This is a genomic window from Zunongwangia profunda SM-A87 (genome assembly GCF_000023465.1).
GTDB classification, from domain to species: Bacteria; Bacteroidota; Bacteroidia; order Flavobacteriales; family Flavobacteriaceae; genus Zunongwangia; species Zunongwangia profunda.
On the sequence record NC_014041.1, the window covers coordinates 4,393,055 to 4,415,286 of the forward strand.

Here is a 22,232-nt window from a genome sequence, read left to right on the forward strand (position 1 = left end):
TTAATAAAATGTCCATCTTAAGCCTTATTTACCGATATTCAATTTTGAGGTTGTTTTTCAGGCAGGTAGTCTTTTGGTTAATAGCCTATTCCGTACTGTTGGTTATCCTTTATTATACGGCACAAATGGTAAACATGCCATTGGGCATCAATTGGAATATTAAATTTTCCAACCTTTTCCTTTTTTTTATGGCCTTTGGCTTTTTAACAGGTTCAGTACTTTCTTTAGTGGAAGGAATACTTAAAATATTACCGTTTAAAAGTAGGTCCCTGGCCTTTGATAGTTTGGTCAGGACCACTTTTTATTTTGTTGCCCTATGGCTTATTGTGATTATCATTAAAAATGTATTGAATAGCTATAGTTACTTATTTATAAGCGGATATCCGGCCACACCTTCAAATACAAGGAATTTTGATATCATTATCCTCACCTATACCTTGTTTATGATTTTTATTGTGAGCTTTATAAATGAAATGGTCAGTAAAAACAATCCCGGGTTTACCATGCCTTTGATTCTTGGCAAATACCGGTTCCCCCGGGAAGAAAACAGGGTTTTTATATTTCTGGATCTCAAAGGTTCTACCCATTTGGCCGAAGAACTTGGGCATCTCAAGTATAGTAGTTTTATCCAGGAAAGCATCATGGATGTCAACCAGATAGCCAAAAAGTTCAAGGCACATATCTATCAGTACGTTGGTGATGAGATCGTCTTGACATGGAAATTGGAACATTTCGATACATTGGATGCTATTAGATTTCTGTTTGCCGTGCATAAAAGACTTGAAAAAAGGGAAGAGCATTATACCTCTATCTATGCAACGGCACCGTTTTTTCGTGCCGGTGTGCACGAGGGGAAAGTTACGGCCATTGAAATTGGGGACCTAAAAAGGGAAATTGCCTTTCACGGTGACACCATGAATGTTTGTTCCAGAATACAGGGGCTCTGCAAGATTTTCAATAAAAAAATACTCATCTCCGGGCAAGTAAACCAAAACAAGGAAATTGCCCAGAATTTTAAAGTTACTCCCTTGGGACCACAAATGCTGGAAGGAAAGGAACATGTTGTAGAAGTATTTGCTGTTGAGGAGCGATAATGAGGAAGCCACCTTTTTATTTAAAATTTCAGAAAACAAAAGAAAGAAATCCATTCAGGCATGAACCCCACAATACCATTAAAATGTTTCCAATTATTGATTTTCAATCCTTCATAATATAACATGTTGCTAATAGTTTCATTAATAAAAAACAGATTGGCTACCTTCTATACAGTTTTGATCCAAATCATATAATGGTTATAGCTAAGGGATCTTTGTTCAAAAAGCACCCTATTTTCCATTTATAAGGATAATAACTGATAACCCAGATTCATCAGTTAATAAGCGTAAACGATGCCGATGACAAATAACATACGCTTTAAAAAGGCGATGCTAGATAAATTGCAATGGGATACTTACTTTTACTTCACCTATATACAAATGATTTTTTGGAAAATTTATATAGATTAAATTCCCTTTAGAACATTAACTCTAATAGTACGCTTACGTAAGGAAAACTGATCTACGGTTAAAAGGAAAAGCAGTCCTACTATAAATATAAGTCTAATTATTTCAAAAGTATTTTATAGGGAAGTTGAAATCGGATTATCCTTTCCTTTATTATAAAATATTAAAGTATACAAAAATAAATTCTGAGTTTTTAAGTAACTAATCTATATAAAAATGGCAACAGCTATATTTTACAGTATACCAGCCTAGAAAAAAATAAACATAGAGTAAATTGAAACGGATAAATTAGAGAATGATTACAGAGTGTAAAAAAACAAATCATTATTCAGTTTTTCTCTTAGATAAGTAAATAAGAGTATGTCTATTGCAAGTTAAGTAAATATATATCGTTTTCTAACTTTATTTGAGCTATAAAGTTTCAAAGGCGATATCAAATATCCCATATTTTTTAATGCAATTTATTCAGATGCACCGTTGTCTTTTCCGACGTGGCCAATATCAATAAGAATACGTTTTCTTGTTGCCGGTTCTTATCCAAAATCACACACATTTCTAGAAGCAAAATCACAAAACTGACGTTTTTGAGCATCTTTTTCCTTTCTACATTTCAAGTTATCAACAACCTACTTTCCAGATTTCATAAAATTTGATATGAAATAACACTATTAAAAATCAATTGATTATAAATGATATTTTATCAACAAATAATTGATTTACAGATATTTAAACAATAAAACCATTACTTTTCTCATAACGAAAACGAATCAAAAATTTAAACCGTTCCGTTATGAAAAAATCTATCTATCTGGCAAGCTTTCTTTCGCTTCTCTCAAATTCTCTTTTCGCACAAATTGGTGGTATTGAAGATTCCGTTGATGATGTATCCAATACCATTAGAACCATTTTCCCCATCATCCTAGGGGTCATTTTCTTGATCGGCTTTCTTTTTAACGCCGGCCATTTCTTCGGGGAAAATGCTGACCTCAAAAAAGGGATCACCCGTGTGCTCGTCTTTGTCCTTATTGCCGGTGCCGTAGTGGGCATTTTCACCTACCTCATTGGAATCGTAGTCTAAGTCGCTAAGCGACATTTGGCAGTTAATGAATCTGTTATGAAGAAGTTCGAGGTCTATAAAAACATCAGGAAAAGGGCAGTTATTTTTGGACTGCCCCTCTCCCTCTTTGCGGTGATGATAATATCCATCATAGCTTCTTTACTCATTATTATTTTCTCGTTCAGTTTTGGAATGATCATCGGCGTATTGGTTCTTAATACAGTCTTATATATCGCCCTGATAAGAATCATCAACAATCCCCAGGTCTTCCAGCTAGCGCGAACCTTCCCAAAAAGCATCAGTAACAAACGAAATTCCGGTCTCGATTATGAACACAATTAATCTTTCTACTTATCAGCCCATTGCGGATATCCAAGACAATATCCTATTTGCCAATAATGGCAATGTTGTGGTATGCTATAAAGGAAACCTACCAGAAATCTATTCCTTGTCTGAAAAGGATTTTGAGGATATGCACGGGGCTTGGTTTCAGGCATTAAAATCATTGCCTGTCGGTACCGTAGTTCACAAGCAAGATGTCTATCTCAAAAAGCAATATACCGCTGAAGAGCTTCCCTATACCACATTTTTGGAAAAAGCCACAAGCGATCATTTTAAAGGCCGAAAATATATCAACCACAACTGTTATCTCTTCTTTACCCTAACCAAAAATAAAGCGCTGAACAACTCTAAATATGTCAACCCTTTCCGCAAGGTCTCAAAAACGATAATTCAGGAATTAGATGACAATGTTCAGCATTTTATAAGTGCCGTAAGTGATTCCGTTTCCTTTATCAACAACAGTCGGAAAATGAAATTTTTTCCGCTTAACCCAAAGGAAATTCAAGCGATAACCAAAGAATATTTTAATGGCTTTAACAAAGGCTTTGACACCGATATTATTCTAGATAAGAAAAACGTCAACATCGGCGAAAACTATTTTGATGCCCTGGCCATCAACAGCGAACTGTGCTTTGGCGAAAGTGTACAGACTAGCAAAACCAATGATAAATTCACTTCAGACGATTTTGTATTTCACCAAGGGTTTATTGATGGCTTAGGGCTTACGCTAAACGAGAACCATATCGTTAACCAAATCCTGTATTTGGATGACAAACATAAATGGCGCAAGCTGCTTGATAAGAAAGTGGTAGAGCTTAACAAAAGCTCGAATTTCGGTTCGCAAAACAAAGTGGTGCTGGGTAAAATCCAGCACATCCTGGATCAGATCAATGCCGATGATAATGCCCGGATTATACGCGGACACTTAAACATCATTTTCTGGGACCGGGATGCCCGGAGCCTTGATAGAATTACCTCCAAAATAAAAACGGAATTTAAGGAACTGGATATTATTCCCTACTATCCACGGGGCGAAGAGCGGAAGAATTATATTCTGAACAGCTACTGCGGTTTTTCTTCTAATTTCTCCAATAACGATTTGTATGTAACGGATCTAAAACACGCGCTTTGCTTATTGATCAATAACAGCAATTACAAATCAGATTCCACCGGAATTATATTCAATGACCGTGAACATAACATTCCCGTGCTTAAAGATGTTTGGGACGAACAAAAAAAACGAATCAAGGCACGGAACTTTGCCATTTTTGCGCCAACCGGTGAGGGAAAATCCTTTTTGGCCAATAACATTCTGCGTCAATATTTTGAAAGCGGAGTACGCCTGGTCATTATCGATTTGGGTGGTTCTTATACTAAATTTGCCAAGCTTTATTCTGAACAATACACCGTACTCCGCTATGAAAGTGGAAAAAACCTGGGTATCAATCCATTTTACATCAGCGATACCAATGACCTGAGCCCGGAACGCTTGGAGGATTTATCGGTATTTCTCTTTGAACTCTTTGCTTCTGATTTAAAAGTAACCAAGGCACAATCGGTTGCCGTAAAAAAGATTCTACGTCATTATTACCATAGTATTTCTGAAAATCACTCGCTGAATGGTTTTTACAATTTTATTGAGAACAATCAAAAAAACCTCTTAAAGCAACTTAAAATCCATCCCGACTATTTCAACGTTACCAGCTTTTTACACGTAATGTCCGAGTACGTCGGCGATGGTCTATATAGCTTCCTTTTTGAAGTCAGTGAAGACCAGACCTATAAAATAGAAGATAAGCGTCTTATTGTATTTGAACTGGACGAAGTCAAGGACAATAAAGAAATCCTCTCCGTAATGCTCAAGCTGATTAAATCGGCCATTCAACGCACCATTTGGAAGAACCGTGCTGAAAAAGGGATTATTCTTTTTGATGAGTTTGCCAAGCAACTGAAGTTTGACAACGTACTGGAAAGCGTAGAATTTTATTATCAAGCCATTCGGAAACAAAATGGTGCAATCGGCATCATTCTGCAATCCATTAACCAGCTCCCGAACAGTTCCACTTCAGCAAGCATCCTTGAAAACACGCAGGTCATTTATAGCCTGAACAACGAGAAAGGCTATGGGGAACTAGTCAAACGGCTCAACCTCTCCAGCCATGATCTGAATCAGTTAAAATCTATCAAAAACAATCTTACCGGCCAAAGGAAATACACTGAAATGTTTATCAAAATTGGAAAAGAAAGCAACATTTTCCGCTTGGAAGTTCCCAAGGAAGTTTATGCCGCTTACTTGACCGACGGTAAGGAAAATGAAACCATAATGGCCACTTATAATAGAACAAATAATATGGAAGCCGCCATAAAAGAATTCATCGCTAAAACATAATACTATGAAGACAAAAATTTTAATCGTTGCAATAGCTCTGACCTTTATGATGCACAGCCGCGCTAAAGCCCAGGGAATGCCCGTCTATGATAACACCAACTTTGTAAGCTTGGTCAAACAACTTGTAGAATCCGGGAAGCAGACTGCTCAACTTATCAAGTCTGTGAAATTCCTGAAAGATGCAAAAGACAGGATTGAAAAGGTTTCCAGTGTAGTACGGCAACTTAGGGCTGTACAAGAGATTGGGCAAAACAATCAACGGCTCATTAACGTAATGCAAAATGATTTACAGGATATTTTAAACTCCCCGTATATCAAGCCGGATGAAATTTCCCGTGTCACAGCATCTTTTGAAAACATTGTCCAGAATTCTTTGGAAACAATGGATTTTATTGATCAAATCTTATCCAGCGATTACCTAAAAATGAGTGATGCCGAACGTGCCACCATATTAAAGCAGAAAGAAATGGAATCAAAGGAAATGGTCTCCGCTATCAGGGTAAAAACAAAACGTTATCGGGAGATTATTTCCTTTCGGAAGATGCAGGATAAAATCAATAACCGCCCACTAAGTGGGATTTAATAATACTTAAATGAAATGATGGGAGCTATAATAACTTTAAGTTTTGGTCTTGAATATGTGGATACTGTTTTTCAAACCATTCAAGACAGTGATTTTTCCCAATATACCATTGGCGGAATGAAAACCCTTGCTGTGCTTTTCTTCCTGATTAATATTTTAAAAAAATATAATGAGGGCGTGGCTAATAAAGACGGTTATACTTGGGGATTGAGCCCAGGGGAACTCGCTAAAAATTTTGCGGTGGTTATCCTCGTTATTTTCTCGACACAGGTATTAGGATTTTTTGACAGTATTCTTGTTTCCATTGAAAGTCAATATCGGGACACCGCTCCTGCTTTGCTCCCCTTGCAGATGCAGGATATTCCTATCGAAGAAGAAGTCAACCTTATAGATGCTGCTAAAAATGCAATGACATTGCTTTATGAAGCTTTAGTCACCCCACTTTATGGATTCAAGATACTCGCCTTTATCGGCGGGGTCATTTTATGGGTTCTTGATTTATTTATCTATCCGTTGTTCTTAGCGGAACGTTTTTTCCTTCTGGGAATAATGCAGGCGTTCTTTCCACTGGTAATTAGCCTGGCCGTATTTGAAAAGTTCCGTCCCCTGGCCTATACCTTTTTTAAACTATATGCTGCCGTTTATATGTTGGTGCCGGCGTTCTTCCTAGTCAATGTTTTTGTTAATGCACTTTATACGGAGATCAATACCAACTTTTGGACAAATCTATTTGGTACCGATACGGGAAGCGGATTTTTTGCCCCGGTGGTACAAATTGGAACCATAGGGTTTATTGTTTTTCTGAAGTTCAAACTGTACCGACGTGCCACCTCTTTCACTTTACGATTATTTACCGCCTAAAACAACTATGATGAAAACACCTTACAAGAATATTTACGCCGTCCTTAAAACAAATCGGTTCATTGTTTTGGCTGTTGTAATATGCTCTTTACTCTCCAGCTGTTTTGCCATTTGGATGGTATTTAACATCAACAAAAAAACCCTAAACAACGCTTTTGCCATCAATACCGATGGCAGTATCATTCCCTTGAAGCTAGTTAGTCAGAAAGAGAATTTTAAAGTAGAGGCTTTGGCGCATTTACAATTGTTCCATAATTATTTTTACAATATTGACGCAAGTAATTATGAAAAGAATTTAGAAAAGGCACTGTGGCTGGGCAATAGCTCAGTCGATAATCTATATCGTCAAAAAAAGGCAGGTGGTGTTTATAATCGACTGCTGCAATATTCCCTGGTTCAAAAAGTATTGAGTATCGATTCCCAAGTCGAAGAACAAAATGGAACTTATTCCTTCAAAACGGTTACTGTCTTTGAGATCAATAGGGGCTCGATCATCGACACGTATCAATTGATTTCTACTGGAAACCTGATGACCGTAGATCGAAACTTTCCCAACAATCCACACGGATTGCTCATCACCGATTATTTCGAAAAATCCCTTAAAAAATTAAATAATAAAAACCCATAATGGGCATTTAAAAGACAATAAATATGAAGCTTGAAAAAAATAAAATAGTCTTTGCGTCAGTACTCGCCGTAATGGTGCTTTTCCTGATCTCCTATTCTATGATGGTAATGGGCGATGATGAAAATGAGCATACTAATTTAAAAGAAACATCGGTTCCCGCACTGGAAGAAAACCAAAAGGAATACGATTCCAAACTGGATGCCATCAACGATCTAAAAGAAGTCCGGGAAACCAATGCACCCAGCATCTATGACGAAAAACTGATCGATTCCCTTGGCTTTTATGATGAAAGTCTACCAGAACGTGAAAAAGAACGTATCGTGGATAGCATCTACTCCGCAAGTGAAATTAAATATTCCGAAAGGGATTATCAGCATATTGGCGCTAGAGAAGCTGATGCCAAAGTGGAAAGGATAATTGATTCTACCGAAATAAAAGCGAAACAAAAAATTGCTGCTAAAGAAATGGGTCTGGAACATCAATTATTCTTTGCCTCAGATCCGAAAGAAAATGAAATTTCAGTTTCCGGCACTACCGATGAACTCATTTATGCGGTAGTGGATGGTGACCAGGTGGTCAAAGCTAATTCCCGTTTACGGATGCGCTTGACCAAAGCGGCGATCATTAGCAGCAAACACCTTCCACAAAATACGCCGGTTTACGGTTTTATTAGTTTTCAGCCCAACCGGGTATTGATCGAAATCGAAAACATCAAGCATTATCCAACCCAATTAAAAGCCTTTGACCTTCAAGATGGCAGTGAGGGGATTTATGTCGAAAACAACTTCCGCGCCCAGGTTTCCACCGAAGTTATTGGTGATATGGTGGATGACATCAATATTTCCGGGGTACCACAGGTCAGTGGTTTCAAAAAGATATTCCAGCGCAATAACCGAAACGTCAAGGTGACCGTAGTTAACAATTACAAACTCATCCTGAAACCTAAACTATAGACTCAAAACAACATTCAAACCTATTCTTATGAGGAATTTTATTTTTATCTCAATATACCTGTTTAGTACAATTCTCACTACAGCACAAACACCTTTTCGCCTTGATACCATTTATGCGAACGATCAAAAAAATGTAGCATTGTTCTTCCCAGAACCAATCCGTCAGGGAATAACAGGATCTGAAAACTTTGTCTTTACCTATAATCGTGAGAAAGGACAATATTTTGGATTGCTCCAGGCAAAACCCGGAAAAGAAAGTAATCTTCTGGTAGTGGGCAAAAACGGGACTGTTTTTTCGTATATTTTAAAGTATAGAAAAAAGCTGGATCGGCTGAATTACTTTATACCAACGTCTCAAAGTATCGGTAATGAAAAGCCCATTGCTCTTGATTCAACTACTATTGTTAAACGTGAAGTCAAAACAGATAATAGCACCTATTATTATAATAAATTTTGTTCTTATCTAATTGATCGAAAACAACGCATTGGTCGACTCAAAAAACGGAACGAAGGGATCGTTTTGAGTATTGAGAATATTGTTTTTGATAAGAAAGAGCTTTATTTCGTGATTCAGATTCAAAACAAATCTTCATTGGATTATGACCTCAACTTTTTGAAATTATCGGTGGAAACCAGAAAAAGGGGCAAAAAGAAGTCTTTACAACGGCTTTATCAAGAACCGGTTTTCAACTATAATTTACCGTCAAAAGTCAAAGAAAACGAAACTGTAAAATTGGTTTATGTACTGCCAAAATTTTCTATAAGTAATGACCGTAGAGCTGTTTTAGAGCTCAATGAGGAGAGTGGGGAACGGAACTTAAAATTAAAGATTTCGCATAGATTTATAAATAACCCAAATTAAACATTGTTATGAAAAAAATAGCAGTTTTTTCGTTAGTAGTCTTATTTCTCTCTTGTGCCGAAAAACAAAATTTATCTCCTTCAGAAACCGCCAAAATCGTAGCTGAAAGTTTTTATCACGGTGATAAGGCAACATTAAAAGAATATACAACAGAATCCGGATATTCAAATCTTTCCAGTGTACAGGAAATGTTTACCGAGGATAAAAATTCTGAACCTCATTTTAAGGTCGTGGATGAACAAAAAGAAGGTGAGGTAACCTGGATTAAATATTCAACATCCTTCGACCCGAAACCCGGTGTTTATAAATTGATCAAGGAAGATGGCTTATGGAAGGTTACACATAATGGGCCAAGGGATAAAGGCCCGTTTTAAATTAAACACGAATAGCTTAACCGTCCATTTAGTCTCCCTTACTTCATCAAATTCTTTTAGGAATTAGCGTGATTTATTAAATTTGTTCATTATATTTGAATGTTCATTGTCACTGAACAAAATTAAATAATGAACACACAGGACTATGTATCGCAATAACGACCTTATCCACGAGGCTGCTTCTAAACTGGAAGAACTAACTCAAGTTTCTATTCAGGTAGATAGCAATAGCACTGAATATGATGCGCTTTTGACTATAAATAACACACAATTTATAGTAGAGAACAAATCTGCTGTTCGGACATCTAACCAAGGATTTATCTTATCTCAACTAGAGGAATTGAAAAATAATAGTAGCAGACCTATTATTTTAATAGCTGAATATATTTCAAAAAAAGCAGCCCAGGAATTGAAGGAACGTGGTATTAATTATATCGATGTTGCCGGAAATGCATTTATAAAGCATAAAGATTTAACGATCTTCGTAGAAGGTCAAAAGAATACAAAGAAAGATAAGACAAATCAATCACGAGCTTTTCAAGAAACAGGGTTAAAAATTATTTTTCATTTATTAAATAAGCCCGAAAACCTCCAAGATTCTTACCGAAGAATTTCAGAAAAAGCTGATGTATCCATAGGATCAGTAAGCAATGTTATGGCCGAACTTGAAGCCTTAAATTACTTATTGAAAACAAGTAATAAACGTGTTCTTAAAAATAAAAGAGAACTATTAGAGCGTTGGGTAGTCGATTTTAATGCAACTCTTAGACCTCGAATTCTCAGAAAACGAATGCGTTTTATAAATGAGGAACAACTAAAAAACTGGCGCGCTATAGATTTACATTCAGAAAATGGTTCTATCCTTTGGGGAGGTGAACCAGGAGGAGCGCTTTATACAGATAATTTAAGACCTGAGCAATTCACCCTATTTACAGATTTAGAACTTTCTCAAGTCGCAAAAACACTACGTTTAATCCCAAGTGAAACCGGTACTGTTGAGATCTTACAAAAATTTTGGAAAGATAGCGACACTAACAACCAAGCAGCCCCCCCACTTTTAGTATATGCAGATTTAATAAACAGTGGCTATGGAAGAAATATCGAGACCGCAAAAAAAATACTAGAGAATGAGCTACAGTATATCTAGCGAGAAATTTACGCATCCACTATTGAAACCTATTCTGGTAGAACTTACAGAGTACTTCAAAGAAGCGGGTATTTCTTTTTTTGTGATCGGTGCTACCGCACGGGATATCATTATGGAACTGCACGATGCGCAGTCCGGTCGCTTAACCTACGATCTTGATATTGCAATTACAGTGGACGATTGGGAACAATGGTTAAATGTTGAACAGGAGCTTGTAAAGCTTGAAAATTTCACCAAAGATAAAGATCAAAAACAACGCTTTATCTACAAAGGCAAATTCCAATTAGATATTGTGCCTTTTGGAGAAATAATGAAAAAAGACCATAAAATATTTTGGCCTCCTAACGAAGAAATAGCAATGTCGGTGTTAGGTTTTACAGCTGCTGATGAAGCTGCACTACCAGTTCGCATAGACGACGAAACCGAAATCAAAATTGCGACTCTCAGCGGTATTTTCATTTTGAAAATAATCGCTTGGAAGGATCGCCACCAGCGTAACAATAAAGATGCAGATGATATAGGTTTTATTTTAGAAAACTACTTATCAATCCACGAAGAAAGAGCTGCGACCCATTATTATGATCCTGTATATAGCCAAGAACCATTCAAGAATACTACCGGAGGAGCGGTTCTTTTAGGAAAGGATAGTAAGGAATTATTAGAAAAACACACAGAAACAGTTGACTCTATTCTTAAAATCTTAAACGAAGAAATCGATAAAAAGGAAGAAAGTAAACTGATTAATCAAATAATAGAAACCCATAAATCCTTAAACTATGACGAAGTGCTACAATGCATTCAAAATATAGTTAATGGATTAAACGAAAAATAAATGACTCAAAATTCGCATTCTAAACTTATAGCTTTTATCTGGTCTATTGCAGACGATTGTTTACGCGATGTGTATGTACGCGGAAAATATCGTGATGTTATCCTACCAATGGTTGTTTTGCGCCGATTGGATGCTTTACTCGAACCATCGAAAAAAGAAGTAATGGACGAAGTCCAGTTTCAAACGGTAGAAGCAGGCTTTACAGAGCTAGAATCTGAAGGACTGAAAACGGCAGCTGGTTATGAGTTTTATAATACTAGCAAATGGACGCTTCAATTACTAAAAGATACTGCTTCCAATAATCAGAGCATTCTCTTGGCTAATTTTGAAGATTATATTCTAGGATTTAGCGATAATGTTAAGGAAATTATTTCAAAATTTAATTTGGTTCGCCAAATTAAACATATGGCCACCAAGGATGTATTACTCGATGTGCTGGAAAAATTCACCTCACCACGAATTAACTTAACTCCATTTGAGAAAGAAGATCCCGATGGTTATAAACTTCCCGCATTATCCAATTTGGGGATGGGATATGTGTTTGAGGAACTCATACGAAAATTCAACGAAGAAAATAACGAAGAAGCCGGAGAACACTTTACACCTCGTGAGGTAATTGAATTAATGACGCATTTGGTATTCGAACCCGTTAAGCACCAACTCCCTCCAGTAATGACTATTTACGACCCCGCCTGTGGCAGTGGCGGAATGCTCACGGAAAGTCAGAATTTCATCAAAGATGAAGCCGGTGCCATTCAAGCCAAAGGAGATGTCTATTTATTTGGAAAGGAAATCAATGACGAGACCTATGCTATTTGTAAAAGTGATATGATGATTAAGGGAAATGACCCTCAAAATATCAGATTAGGATCTACGCTTTCTACCGATGAATTTTCCAGAAAGAATTTCGACTTTATGCTCTCAAATCCGCCTTATGGAAAAAGCTGGGCCAGTGAGCAGAAATACATCAAAGACGGAAAGGATATTATCGACCCACGTTTTACCATTCAACTTTCCAATTATTGGCAAGAAACAGACACCGAAAAAGCTATCCCCAGAAGCAGCGATGGGCAATTATTGTTTTTGATGGAAATGGTGTCCAAAATGAAAAATCTAAAACAAAGTCCATTAGGAAGCCGAATTGCCAGTGTTCACAACGGCAGTAGTCTTTTTACCGGTGATGCAGGCAGTGGGGAAAGCAACATTAGACGTTATTTAATTGAAAATGATTTACTGGAAGCCATTGTGCAACTACCCAATAACCTATTTTACAATACGGGTATTACCACTTATATATGGTTGCTTAGCAATAATAAAACCAAAGAACGGCAAGGTAAAGTACAACTCATCGATGCGCAACCGCTTTACCAAAAACTGAGAAAAAACCTGGGTCAAAAAAATTGTGAATTTACCCCGGAACATATTACAGAAATCACGCAGACTTTTCTCAATTCAGAAGCAAGAGAAAGAGAGGAAGACGACCAATTGGCAAGCAAAATTTTCAACAATACAGATTTTGGGTATTATAAAGTGACTATTGAACGTCCCAAGCGCTTGCGATCTCAATTTACTTTAGAGGCTATTGAAAGTTTACGCTACTACAGCCAATTGCAAGAGCCAATGGAGTATGCATATAAAACCTTTGGTAAAAAGGTTTATACAGAATTGCCCAGTATTAAAACAGAAATCTTGAACTGGTGTGAGGCTAATGATATCAGTTTAAGCTCTAAAAAGAAAGCTCAGCTTACCGCAAAGAAAACTTGGGAAGATGCTAAATTCTTGGTAGATACCGCCACCAAATTATATGAGGCTATTGGAGACGCGGTGTTTATGGACTTTAACCATTTTTCAAAACAGGTCAATAAAGCACTCAAAAAATTGGAAATCAAACTAAGTAACGCTCAGAAAAAAGCCATTTTGGATGCGGTGAGTGTTTACGATCCTGAAGCCGAAAAAGTTATCAAAACCACCAAAATCTTAAAAGGTGAAAAACTGGAAAACCTTTGCGCCCATTTGGATTGCACCCCAGACCAACTCTCGCATTTCGGGTATTTCCCAAGCGGAAACAAAGGCACCTACACCATTTACGAGAGTGAAAGTGATTTACGGGATTATGAAAATGTTCCCTTAGATGAAACCGTTTATGATTACTTTTTACGGGAAGTTTCAACTCACGTGGAGGAAGCTTGGATAGATTTGGATAAAACCAAAATTGGATATGAAATTAGTTTCAACAAGTATTTCTATCAGCATAAAGCCTTACGCCCGCTTGATGAAATTGATAAAGACATACGCGAACTGGAAACCAAAAGTGAAGGCTTGATTATGGATATTTTAAACAGCGTGAACCTATGAAAACCTATCCGGCATATAAAGACAGTGGCGTAGATTGGCTGGGGAAAATTCCTAAACATTGGGAAATTAGAAGATTAGGAAGTCGTTTTAAAGAAAGAATAAAGTATCAGATATTGATTACGCTGCTTTATCAGTAACTAAAAGGGGAATAGTACCTCAGTTAGATACTGCTGCAAAATCAAAGGATAGTGATAATAGAAAACTAGTGAAGGCTGGAGACTTTGTAATTAATAGTAGATCTGATAGAAAAGGTTCTAGTGGTGTTTCTGAAAGTGACGGTTCTGTTTCTTTAATAAATATTGTAATGGAACCGAATGACATATTTGGCTCATTTTGTAATTATTTTTTAAAATCAAAAGCTTTCGTAGAAGAAAACTACCGAATAGGACACGGAATAGTCGCTGATTTATGGACGACTCGCTATGATGAAATGAAGAATATCATAATGGCATTTCCCCCAAAACCCGAACAACAAGCTATCGCCAATTTTTTAGATGAAACTTGCGAAAAATTGGACACCGTCGTAGCGCAAAAGGAAAAAATGATTGCCTTACTGAAAGAGCGTAAGCAAGCACTGATACAAAATGCAGTAACACGAGGTTTAAATAAAAACGTGCCGATGAAAGATTCGGGAGTAGATTGGATCGGTGAGATTCCTAAAAATTGGGAAGTGAAGCGATTGAAGTTTATATGTGTTTTAAATAAAGAGTCATTACCTGAAAACTTGAACAAAAAGCAAGAAATTAATTACGTGGATATTGGTAGTGTAACATTTGAAGATGGTATTCTTTCAACTGAATATTACCTTTTTCAAAATGCCCCTTCAAGAGCCAGAAAAGTTGCTAAAAATGGTGATACTATTGTCTCCACTGTAAGGACATACTTAAAAGCAATTGATTTTATCGATGAGAATAAATCCAAATATGTTTATTCTACAGGGTTTGCTATCTTAAGTCCAAACAAAAATATATTAAATAAATATTTATATAATCAAGTTAGAGCTGACGCATTTACAGAACAAGTTAGTTATAATTCTAAAGGGATGAGTTATCCCGCTATAAATAGTACAGATTTAGGTAGAATATGGGTTTGTGTTCCTTCCAAACAAGAGCAAGAAAAAATTGTCAATTACATAGACGCACAATCCCGAAAACTAGATCAAGCTGTTACCCAGCAAGAACAAGCTATTGTAAAATTAAAAGAATATAAGGCAAGTTTGATAGACAGTTGTGTATTGGGAAAAATTAAAGTGAGTTGAAATCTAAAATATAAAATTTATGACTAAAGTCGAGATCTACACTATTACACTTAGTGACAGCAAAACAAGCACCAAAATAAAACTGGAGCAAGAAATTACCGATAAGTTATACAAAGCTATGTTCTTAAAATTTCCTAATTACATTCACGAAGCTCCTCCAAAAGACACATACGGTGATATAGTGAAAGTATACGCAAAAGAAGAAAAATCTCAATGGAGTGGCAACTCTAAATATGGCCGGGTAAATGGGGTAATAGTAGTAGGTCGTGATAGAGATAAGGAATTGGCATTTAGTAACGCAGATAAATTAAAGACCAATGCAGGAAAAAAGGAAAAAGGCATATCTGTAGATAAAAGGCATTATTTCGATATTATTTTTCCTTTAAACAAATCAACCGCTTTTTTAGTATTAGAAAAAACAGATGGAAAATCTTATAAAAAGCACATCTTCTCATTATTGAAAAAATATATTCCAACGATTCAACCTGGATTAAAGGTCGAATTTGAAAAGTTTGTAGAAAAAGATCTTATCATTAACTTTTTGGGTAATGGTGATTATTCCCGATTAGAGTTTATAAGAAAAGAGGTTCCATCTGATTCGATGACAAGATACTTAGGCGATTACAAGAATAAAGGAAAATATACGGTAAAGACTGCTATTATTTCTGAAGATGACACTGATTTCCCTGATGAGTTAAAACAAGAGTTAGTTGATGCAGTAGAAAATAAACAAACTTACTTTTCCATACCGCAACTTGAACAATTAGGTTTTGAAGAAGGAAATACAAGCCTAAAAATCATAAGCGAATATAAAGGTAATAAACGAACTATAGACCTTTCTGACACTATGAAAATTCAACCTACTTATGAAATTGATTTAGAAGTTGAAGAAGATGGTTTCGTAGATTATTCAAAAATGAGAAAAGAAGTAAACAAACTTATTCAATCTTTCGATTTAGATATATTATAACGTGGAAAGTTTTAGCATCAAAAAATTGTGGAAAGCTTATTTAGCTCTTCTCTATAAAGATTCTAACAATCTGAAAGAGAGAATTGCTACACGTCTAGTTCTACCCTTAGGTGTGAGTTTCATTTTGTTATTTACTATAGAAAGTATTAGCGAGGTAAAAAATACTATTTCTGTCGTTTTATCAATTTTGATCGGTCTTTTGTTCAATTTTGTGAGTAGCTTTTCAGATCGAATTAGATCTGATCATTTAATCCAGAATGCTTCAGAAAAAATAAAAAGATTAAAACTTATTAGAGAAACATCTGATGGAGCATTTGTAACTATTTTTTTATCATTAATGGGATTAGGTATCCTACTGATAATAACTTTGACATCAGGTAATTTTATTCTTAGATATTTGAAAATTGACCAGTGGACAAATCTTTTTTTTAGTGGTATATGCTTAACACTTTTATATCAAATTTTTTTAATGTTGATCTATATGGTAAATAGACTTAGAAAATTAATTAAGGTAGATACAAAGCAAGAAGAACAATACTTAGAATCAAAACAAGAACAGGAAATAAACGATTTTGAAGAGTTTGAAGATTAGATGAACTATTTGGAAAGGATTTCTAATTTGACCTGAACTTCAGAAAACCATTTACAATGAACAACCAAACCAACGAACAAGCTTTAGAAGCTGCTATTCAAAAATGCTTAACCGGGGTTTCACTAGAAACACTCAAAGAAGAAGGCACTTCAGTTGCAGAAGCTAATGCAGTATATAGAACAAGAAACGGGTATTATAATGGAGACCGTTCGCATTTTGATTCAAAATATGCACTAGATACCGAGCGGTTTTGGGATTTTCTAGAAAGCACACAGGAAGAAGAACTCAATAAACTCAAACGTAGTAACGATTGGAAACTTAAAATCTTGCAACGTTTGGATCGCATTGTCAAAAAACAAGGGGTTCTGCACGTACTCAAAAAGGGTTTGGGAGTTGATGATGCACATTTTACCTTATTGTTTCCATTACCTTTAGGAAGTAGCAGTGCAAGAGTTGCTAAAGATTTCGACAGTAACCAATTTAGCGTAACCCGCCAAGTGCCGTATTCAGAAAGTAATCCGCGGGAAGAAATTGATATGGTAATTTTTGTCAATGGTTTACCGCTAATTACCCTTGAACTCAAAAATCAATGGACAGGTCAAAATGCACGCTTACACGGTCAAAACCAATACCGTAAGCAGCGTGATCCCAAAGAACCTTTACTCAATTTTGGACGCTGTCTTGTACATATGACCGCCGATACCGATGAAGTATTTATGACGACCAAGCTCAACAGCACAGATACATTTTTCTTACCTTTTAATCAGGGTTATGAAAATGGTAAAGGCAACCCGCCTAATCCTTTTGGTCATAAAACAGCCTATTTATGGGAAGAGGTATTTAAGCCAAAAAGCATAGCCAATATTATTCAGCACTTTGTGCGCTTAGATGGGAAGTCTAAAGACCCTATAAATAAACGTACTTTATTTTTTCCTAGATACCATCAAATGCGTGTGGTACGAAAAATTATGGCACACGTGAGCGAAAATGGAACGGGCTTCCGTTACCTTATTCAACATTCTGCTGGTTCGGGAAAATCAAATTCTATTACCTGGGCAGCTTACCAGTTGATAGAAGCCTATCCAGAAAACGAACAGGCGGCCGGTAAAAAAGCAATCGACAAACCTATTTTTGATTCTGTTATTGTCGTAACCGATAGACGTTTATTGGATCGACAGATTCGTGAAAACATTCGCAGTTTTTCGGAAGTCAAAAATATTGTAGCCCCTGCTTATTCCAGTCGGGGCCTGAAAGATAGCTTGGAGCAAGGTAAAAAGATCATTATTACTACGATTCAAAAATTCCCTTTTATCGTGGAAGGCATTTCTGATTTAAGTGATAAACGTTTTGCCGTGATTATTGATGAAGCACACAGTTCTCAATCGGGCACCACGGCAGATAACCTAAACCGGGCTATTGGGCAAGAATCAACCGAAGCAGAAGCCGAAGATGTTCAAGATAAAATAGCGCAAGTGATGCAATCCCGAAAGATGCAAACCAATGCTTCTTATTTAGCCTTTACAGCAACACCCAAAAACAGTACATTAGAAAAGTTTGGAATGCCACAAGAAGATGGCAGTTTTGAGCCTTTCGATTTGTATGCAATGAAACAAGCCATAGAAGAAGGTTTTATTTTAGACGTACTGAACAATTATACCACATTTAAAAGCTATTACCGTTTGACGAAGTCGGCAGAAGAAAATCCGATATTCGATACCAAAAAAGCCCAAAAGAAATTAAAAGCCTTTGTGGAAAAAGACCAGCAAACCATAGACACCAAAGCTGAAGTGATGCTGGATCATTTCACTAAGCATTTTGTGCAAAAGAAAAAATTAAAAGGAAAAGCCAAAGCGATGTTCGTGACTCAAAGTATTGAGTCTGCTGTTCGATATTTCAAAGCTATTCAACGTTTGTTGGAAGAGCGGGGAAACCCGTTTGGAGCCATCTGCGCTTTTTCAGGAGAAAAAGAAGTAGACGGCATTTCCTTAACCGAAGAATCCGTCAACAATCTACCTGCACATTTAGATACTGCCAAGTCATCTGATCCTGATTATATTCAGGACAAGATTGCGCGTTATTTTGATATGGACCATTACCGTATTTTGGTAGTCGCCAATAAATACCTCACAGGATTTGACCAACCAAAACTCTGCGCAATGTATGTAGATAAAAAACTGCAAGGCGTACTGGCTGTTCAAGCCTTATCTCGGTTAAACCGTTCTGCTCCAAAACTGGGAAAAAAGACAGAAGATATTTTTGTGTTGGACTTTTTCAATGACAAAGAGGATATAAAAAAAGCTTTTGACCCTTATTATACGGTAGCAACGTTAAGTAGTGCAACAGATGTAAATGTATTGCACGATGCTAAAATGATTCTGGATGAAGAAGGTGTTTACGAATGGTCTGAAGTGGAACTGTTCAACGACTTATTCTTTTCAAATGCAGATACGGAAACCTTGGGAGCCGCTTTGAGCAAACCTCAAGCCCGTTTTGATGTGGAATTGCAGTTAGAGCAAAAGCAAAAGGCGGATTATAAAATCAAAGCGCGGCAGTTTGTTAAAATTTATGGACAAGTGGCAGCACTATTGGATTTCAATAATCCGGAATGGGAAATGCTCTATTGGTTCCTAAAGTTCCTTATCCCTAAAATGATTGTCAAAGACCCCGATGAAGACGACTTGGACAAATTATTGGATGCCGTTGACTTAGCAACGTATGGGTTGGAACAGCGTGATAAAATAGGGGTGAAAATAGGTTTGGATGAAAGTGATTCAGAACTCGATCCGCAGAACTCAAGTATTCGCGGTGCTCACGGAGAAAATGAAGAAGATGAACTAGAAGCAATTATCAAAACTTTTAACGAACGTTATTTTCACGGTTGGGATGCTACCCCCGAGGAGCAAAGAGTTAAAATGCTAAGCTTGCAGAAATTTGTAGAAGCTCATCCAGACTTCGAAGAAAAGGTTAAACAAAACCCAGACGAGCAAAATAGCGATATTGCTTTACGTCGCATTATTCAGGAAGTGTTATCCAGACAAAGAAAAAATGAACTGGAACTCTATAAATTGCACACCCAAGATAGCGCCTTTCAACAAGCGTTTTTCGATACGCTGAAACGGATGGTTCAATTGGATGTACCGACAAATAAATGAAATCTAAAGTAATATCACATATTGGAAAGCGAGAAACCAATCAAGATCGAATATTGGCTGAGAAAATTGGTACTGATTCCTATCTCTATATAGTTGCAGACGGAATGGGAGGATATGATAATGGTGACATCGCTGCGGAAATGATTATTGATAGCTTGACTACTTTCCTATCCAATAGCGATCAATTTAACGTAAATGTCATCCAAAAGGCCATAAACAAAGCAAACTTAGCTTTACGCCAATACCAAGAACAACATCAATCAAAACTTGGATCTACCCTTGGCGGAATACTAATCTCAAAAAAAACCGCTAAGACGTTTTGGGTGGGAGATGTGAAAATTCTTCATTATTCAAAAGGTAAACTTTGCTTTGAAAGCAAATCACATAATCTGAGTAGTGAGCTCTCTGAAACTGACAATTCAAATGGTAGGGTAAATTTATCTAAATATAACCATCTTGTTACCCGTTCTATTCAAGGTGATGTTAAGAAATCTTTGCCTTCCTACCAAGAACTTCTATTGAATAAAGAAGACAAATTGTTTATTTGTTCGGATGGAGTCCACAACATCATCGATTCCCATACCTTACAATTCTTGTTCAATAATGAGGACTCAACCGATTCTCTGATAGATACTATTGAGCAAAGACTTCAAAAAGAAGCGAATGATAATGCTAGTTTAATTTTGATAGAAGGTTTTGATTGAGGTAAATTACATTCCTCAAAAATAAGTTAAAAATTTTCGGGACACAGTGCTTCCCGAATTCAAAAACCCCATAACAATAATTAAATTTACTACTCAAATATAGACCTCGCTTCTTCATAAATCCGCTCAAAATTAGTTTCCAGATCAGTCTGAGAAAACTGCTTTGATTCTTCAGGTAATCCCCTTTTAATCTTGGCTAATTTAAATTGTACTTTTTTGTCTTCTCCATCGGCGTAGGTTATAAATTCCCCTTGTTTTAAACGAAAGAAAACATCCGCCCTGATTTTTGGAATTTCTTTTTCACCAGTAGTAATCCGTGTATCAAAATCAAGGTTATGCCCACGGCTCACACTCTTTGTTGGGTCTTTTATAATCTCAAAAAAACGTTCATAATATTTTGCGGTGTCCGGGTCGTTGACCTTTCCAAAAAATTGATAGGAAAGATTGCTCAATATCGCCTTGCTTGCCTTATCTCCGTACATCATATCGTTCTGGATCTTATCCTGCATCACATAGACCGTAGAAATATTATAGCTCCGCAATGTTGCCGGAATACGATGCATATTCAATAATCGAATGGTAGGCGCTTCTTCCATAAGTAAAAAAGACGGTCTCTGACCGCGCACGCTCATTTGTTTGATGATAGTGTGGACAATAGTAGCAATCACCGGTGAATACGAAGTCTCAAATTTTGGATTGTTCACAATTGAAATTACCGCTGGATTTTCTTCACTATTGATATTGAGTGGGACTTCATCTGCCGACAAGGCCATAAAAATCCGTTGGGTACTGATACGCTTGAGTGCATTGGCCAAGGTACTTTTTACCCCAGCGGTCTGCCGTTCCGAATCCTTACCACTAATAAATGCATCTGCCATAGCCCGTGATGTCGTGTTAGTTTCCAAAAACTTTATCAGGCTATCGGTGTCCAGATACTGATAAATGGCAATTAAATGTGGCAGAGTGCAGAATTGGGGATAGGTCGTTTTGAGTTTCCAAATGAGTCCACCTATCAAACCTTCCGCAGCATCATTGAAAAATTTAGTTGTACCGCTTGTTCCCGATTCCCGTTGCTCCAGTAAGTTCTCGATAATTACCCGGGAAACCTCATTCACGCTTTCCTCATTCTCTAAATAGCGTGGAGCAATGGGATTAACTCGATGGATGATTCTATCAAAGGAAATCACCTTAAATGGAACATCCCCTTCCTTAAAAAGCGGATACGCCATTTCCGTCAGTTCAAAATCCTTATAATCGTGAATAATTCCACAAAAACCTTCTTTCCGGAAATGCTTTAAGAATCCATACACTACACTTTCGGTCTTTCCGCTTCCCGCAGAACCGATGATGGATGCCCCACGTTTAATATTATCCAGTTTGAAATCTCCGTTGGTAGTTTTAAAATCAACTTGGTACCTATGGTTACTATTTTTTGAGTTTTCCCTTTTATGCAAGAAAACATACAATGATGTGTTGATTAGCAAAAGCGGACAGGCCACATTCAACAATACTAAAATCAAATTATTGGAAGCTTGTAAAAAATAAGACAGTGCAAACAACAACAGGTTGTTTACCCAAAATGCATAGTTGGAAATCTTATACCCACCAAAAAACAACGCACTGGTCAGCCCAATGATGGAAAGAACGGTAAAGAGATGATCTACATACATA

General features: G+C 36.7%; 19 protein-coding genes. 18 read left to right on the plus strand and 1 reads right to left on the minus strand.

Annotated elements, in window-relative coordinates:
• Positions 1 to 8 precede the first annotated feature (8 nt).
• The 18 genes from ZPR_RS19425 (at position 9) to ZPR_RS19505 (ending at position 20,561) form a co-directional block, all read left to right on the plus strand.
• The gene (locus ZPR_RS19425) at positions 9 to 1,094 is read left to right on the plus strand and encodes an adenylate/guanylate cyclase domain-containing protein (RefSeq protein ID WP_013073491.1); all 1,086 of its coding nucleotides are present in this window, start codon (positions 9 to 11) and stop codon (positions 1,092 to 1,094) included.
• A 1,198-nt stretch (positions 1,095 to 2,292) separates the two neighbouring features.
• Positions 2,293 to 2,580, plus strand: coding sequence for a hypothetical protein (locus ZPR_RS23155; protein ID WP_072879957.1), 288 nt, complete (start codon positions 2,293 to 2,295; stop codon positions 2,578 to 2,580).
• A gap of 307 nt (positions 2,581 to 2,887) precedes the next feature.
• Positions 2,888 to 5,290 (plus strand): TraG family conjugative transposon ATPase, encoded by a 2,403-nt coding sequence (locus ZPR_RS19435; protein ID WP_013073495.1) that lies wholly within the window; start codon positions 2,888 to 2,890, stop codon positions 5,288 to 5,290.
• Positions 5,291 to 5,294: 4 nt separating this feature from the next.
• On the plus strand, positions 5,295 to 5,873 hold the full coding sequence (locus tag ZPR_RS19440) for a hypothetical protein (RefSeq protein ID WP_013073496.1): 579 nt from the start codon (positions 5,295 to 5,297) through the stop codon (positions 5,871 to 5,873).
• An 18-nt stretch (positions 5,874 to 5,891) separates the two neighbouring features.
• Positions 5,892 to 6,734: a hypothetical protein gene (locus ZPR_RS19445; protein ID WP_041579184.1), complete on the plus strand. Its 843-nt coding sequence runs from the start codon at positions 5,892 to 5,894 to the stop codon at positions 6,732 to 6,734.
• Between the two features lie 10 nt (positions 6,735 to 6,744).
• Positions 6,745 to 7,362: a conjugal transfer protein TraK gene (locus ZPR_RS19450; protein ID WP_041579185.1), complete on the plus strand. Its 618-nt coding sequence runs from the start codon at positions 6,745 to 6,747 to the stop codon at positions 7,360 to 7,362.
• A 23-nt stretch (positions 7,363 to 7,385) separates the two neighbouring features.
• Positions 7,386 to 8,315, plus strand: coding sequence for a conjugative transposon protein TraM (gene traM, locus ZPR_RS19455; RefSeq protein WP_013073499.1), 930 nt, complete (start codon positions 7,386 to 7,388; stop codon positions 8,313 to 8,315).
• A 28-nt stretch (positions 8,316 to 8,343) separates the two neighbouring features.
• On the plus strand, positions 8,344 to 9,177 hold the full coding sequence (locus tag ZPR_RS19460) for a DUF4138 domain-containing protein (RefSeq protein ID WP_013073500.1): 834 nt from the start codon (positions 8,344 to 8,346) through the stop codon (positions 9,175 to 9,177).
• Between the two features lie 8 nt (positions 9,178 to 9,185).
• The gene (locus tag ZPR_RS19465) at positions 9,186 to 9,551 is read left to right on the plus strand and encodes a hypothetical protein (protein WP_013073501.1); all 366 of its coding nucleotides are present in this window, start codon (positions 9,186 to 9,188) and stop codon (positions 9,549 to 9,551) included.
• 145 nt (positions 9,552 to 9,696) lie between these two features.
• Positions 9,697 to 10,698, plus strand: a complete 1,002-nt coding sequence (locus ZPR_RS19470) for a type IV toxin-antitoxin system AbiEi family antitoxin (RefSeq protein ID WP_013073502.1) — start codon at positions 9,697 to 9,699, stop codon at positions 10,696 to 10,698.
• Positions 10,679 to 11,530 carry a nucleotidyl transferase AbiEii/AbiGii toxin family protein gene (locus tag ZPR_RS19475; RefSeq protein ID WP_041579186.1) on the plus strand — a complete coding sequence of 284 codons (852 nt, stop codon included), beginning with the start codon at positions 10,679 to 10,681 and terminating at the stop codon, positions 11,528 to 11,530. Before ZPR_RS19470 ends, ZPR_RS19475 begins: the two co-directional genes overlap by 20 nt.
• On the plus strand, positions 11,531 to 13,885 hold the full coding sequence (locus tag ZPR_RS19480; RefSeq protein WP_013073504.1) for a type I restriction-modification system subunit M: 2,355 nt from the start codon (positions 11,531 to 11,533) through the stop codon (positions 13,883 to 13,885).
• Positions 13,882 to 14,022, plus strand: a complete 141-nt coding sequence (locus ZPR_RS23505) for a hypothetical protein (RefSeq protein WP_013073505.1) — start codon at positions 13,882 to 13,884, stop codon at positions 14,020 to 14,022. Before ZPR_RS19480 ends, ZPR_RS23505 begins: the two co-directional genes overlap by 4 nt.
• 68 nt (positions 14,023 to 14,090) lie before the next feature.
• Positions 14,091 to 15,143 carry a restriction endonuclease subunit S gene (locus tag ZPR_RS19485; protein ID WP_013073506.1) on the plus strand — a complete coding sequence of 351 codons (1,053 nt, stop codon included), beginning with the start codon at positions 14,091 to 14,093 and terminating at the stop codon, positions 15,141 to 15,143.
• Between the two features lie 19 nt (positions 15,144 to 15,162).
• Positions 15,163 to 16,113: a hypothetical protein gene (locus ZPR_RS19490; protein ID WP_013073507.1), complete on the plus strand. Its 951-nt coding sequence runs from the start codon at positions 15,163 to 15,165 to the stop codon at positions 16,111 to 16,113.
• A gap of 25 nt (positions 16,114 to 16,138) precedes the next feature.
• The gene (locus ZPR_RS19495) at positions 16,139 to 16,705 is read left to right on the plus strand and encodes a hypothetical protein (RefSeq protein WP_148211771.1); all 567 of its coding nucleotides are present in this window, start codon (positions 16,139 to 16,141) and stop codon (positions 16,703 to 16,705) included.
• Positions 16,706 to 16,761: 56 nt separating this feature from the next.
• The gene (locus tag ZPR_RS19500) at positions 16,762 to 19,857 is read left to right on the plus strand and encodes a type I restriction endonuclease subunit R (protein ID WP_013073509.1); all 3,096 of its coding nucleotides are present in this window, start codon (positions 16,762 to 16,764) and stop codon (positions 19,855 to 19,857) included.
• Positions 19,854 to 20,561: a PP2C family protein-serine/threonine phosphatase gene (locus tag ZPR_RS19505; RefSeq protein ID WP_013073510.1), complete on the plus strand. Its 708-nt coding sequence runs from the start codon at positions 19,854 to 19,856 to the stop codon at positions 20,559 to 20,561. The genes ZPR_RS19500 and ZPR_RS19505 overlap by 4 nt, the downstream gene beginning before the upstream one ends.
• Positions 20,562 to 20,650: 89 nt before the next feature.
• Here the strand turns inward: ZPR_RS19505 and ZPR_RS19510 are convergent, their stop codons facing one another.
• Complete coding sequence (locus ZPR_RS19510; RefSeq protein ID WP_013073511.1) at positions 20,651 to 22,231, minus strand: type IV secretory system conjugative DNA transfer family protein; 1,581 nt, start codon at positions 22,229 to 22,231, stop codon at positions 20,651 to 20,653.
• Position 22,232: the final 1 nt, after the last annotated feature.

Coding starts and splice junctions, on each gene's coding strand:
- ZPR_RS19475 (WP_041579186.1), top strand. CDS start 10,679: ATGAGCTACAGTATATCTAGCGAGAAATTTACGCATCCACTATTGAAA.
- ZPR_RS19490 (WP_013073507.1), top strand. CDS start 15,163: ATGACTAAAGTCGAGATCTACACTATTACACTTAGTGACAGCAAAACA.
- ZPR_RS19435 (WP_013073495.1), top strand. CDS start 2,888: ATGAACACAATTAATCTTTCTACTTATCAGCCCATTGCGGATATCCAA.
- ZPR_RS19470 (WP_013073502.1), top strand. CDS start 9,697: ATGTATCGCAATAACGACCTTATCCACGAGGCTGCTTCTAAACTGGAA.
- ZPR_RS19510 (WP_013073511.1), bottom strand. CDS start 22,231: ATGTATGTAGATCATCTCTTTACCGTTCTTTCCATCATTGGGCTGACC.
- ZPR_RS23505 (WP_013073505.1), top strand. CDS start 13,882: ATGAAAACCTATCCGGCATATAAAGACAGTGGCGTAGATTGGCTGGGG.
- ZPR_RS19500 (WP_013073509.1), top strand. CDS start 16,762: ATGAACAACCAAACCAACGAACAAGCTTTAGAAGCTGCTATTCAAAAA.
- ZPR_RS19425 (WP_013073491.1), top strand. CDS start 9: ATGTCCATCTTAAGCCTTATTTACCGATATTCAATTTTGAGGTTGTTT.
- ZPR_RS19440 (WP_013073496.1), top strand. CDS start 5,295: ATGAAGACAAAAATTTTAATCGTTGCAATAGCTCTGACCTTTATGATG.
- ZPR_RS23155 (WP_072879957.1), top strand. CDS start 2,293: ATGAAAAAATCTATCTATCTGGCAAGCTTTCTTTCGCTTCTCTCAAAT.
- ZPR_RS19465 (WP_013073501.1), top strand. CDS start 9,186: ATGAAAAAAATAGCAGTTTTTTCGTTAGTAGTCTTATTTCTCTCTTGT.
- ZPR_RS19460 (WP_013073500.1), top strand. CDS start 8,344: ATGAGGAATTTTATTTTTATCTCAATATACCTGTTTAGTACAATTCTC.
- ZPR_RS19450 (WP_041579185.1), top strand. CDS start 6,745: ATGAAAACACCTTACAAGAATATTTACGCCGTCCTTAAAACAAATCGG.
- ZPR_RS19480 (WP_013073504.1), top strand. CDS start 11,531: ATGACTCAAAATTCGCATTCTAAACTTATAGCTTTTATCTGGTCTATT.
- ZPR_RS19505 (WP_013073510.1), top strand. CDS start 19,854: ATGAAATCTAAAGTAATATCACATATTGGAAAGCGAGAAACCAATCAA.
- ZPR_RS19445 (WP_041579184.1), top strand. CDS start 5,892: ATGGGAGCTATAATAACTTTAAGTTTTGGTCTTGAATATGTGGATACT.
- traM (WP_013073499.1), top strand. CDS start 7,386: ATGAAGCTTGAAAAAAATAAAATAGTCTTTGCGTCAGTACTCGCCGTA.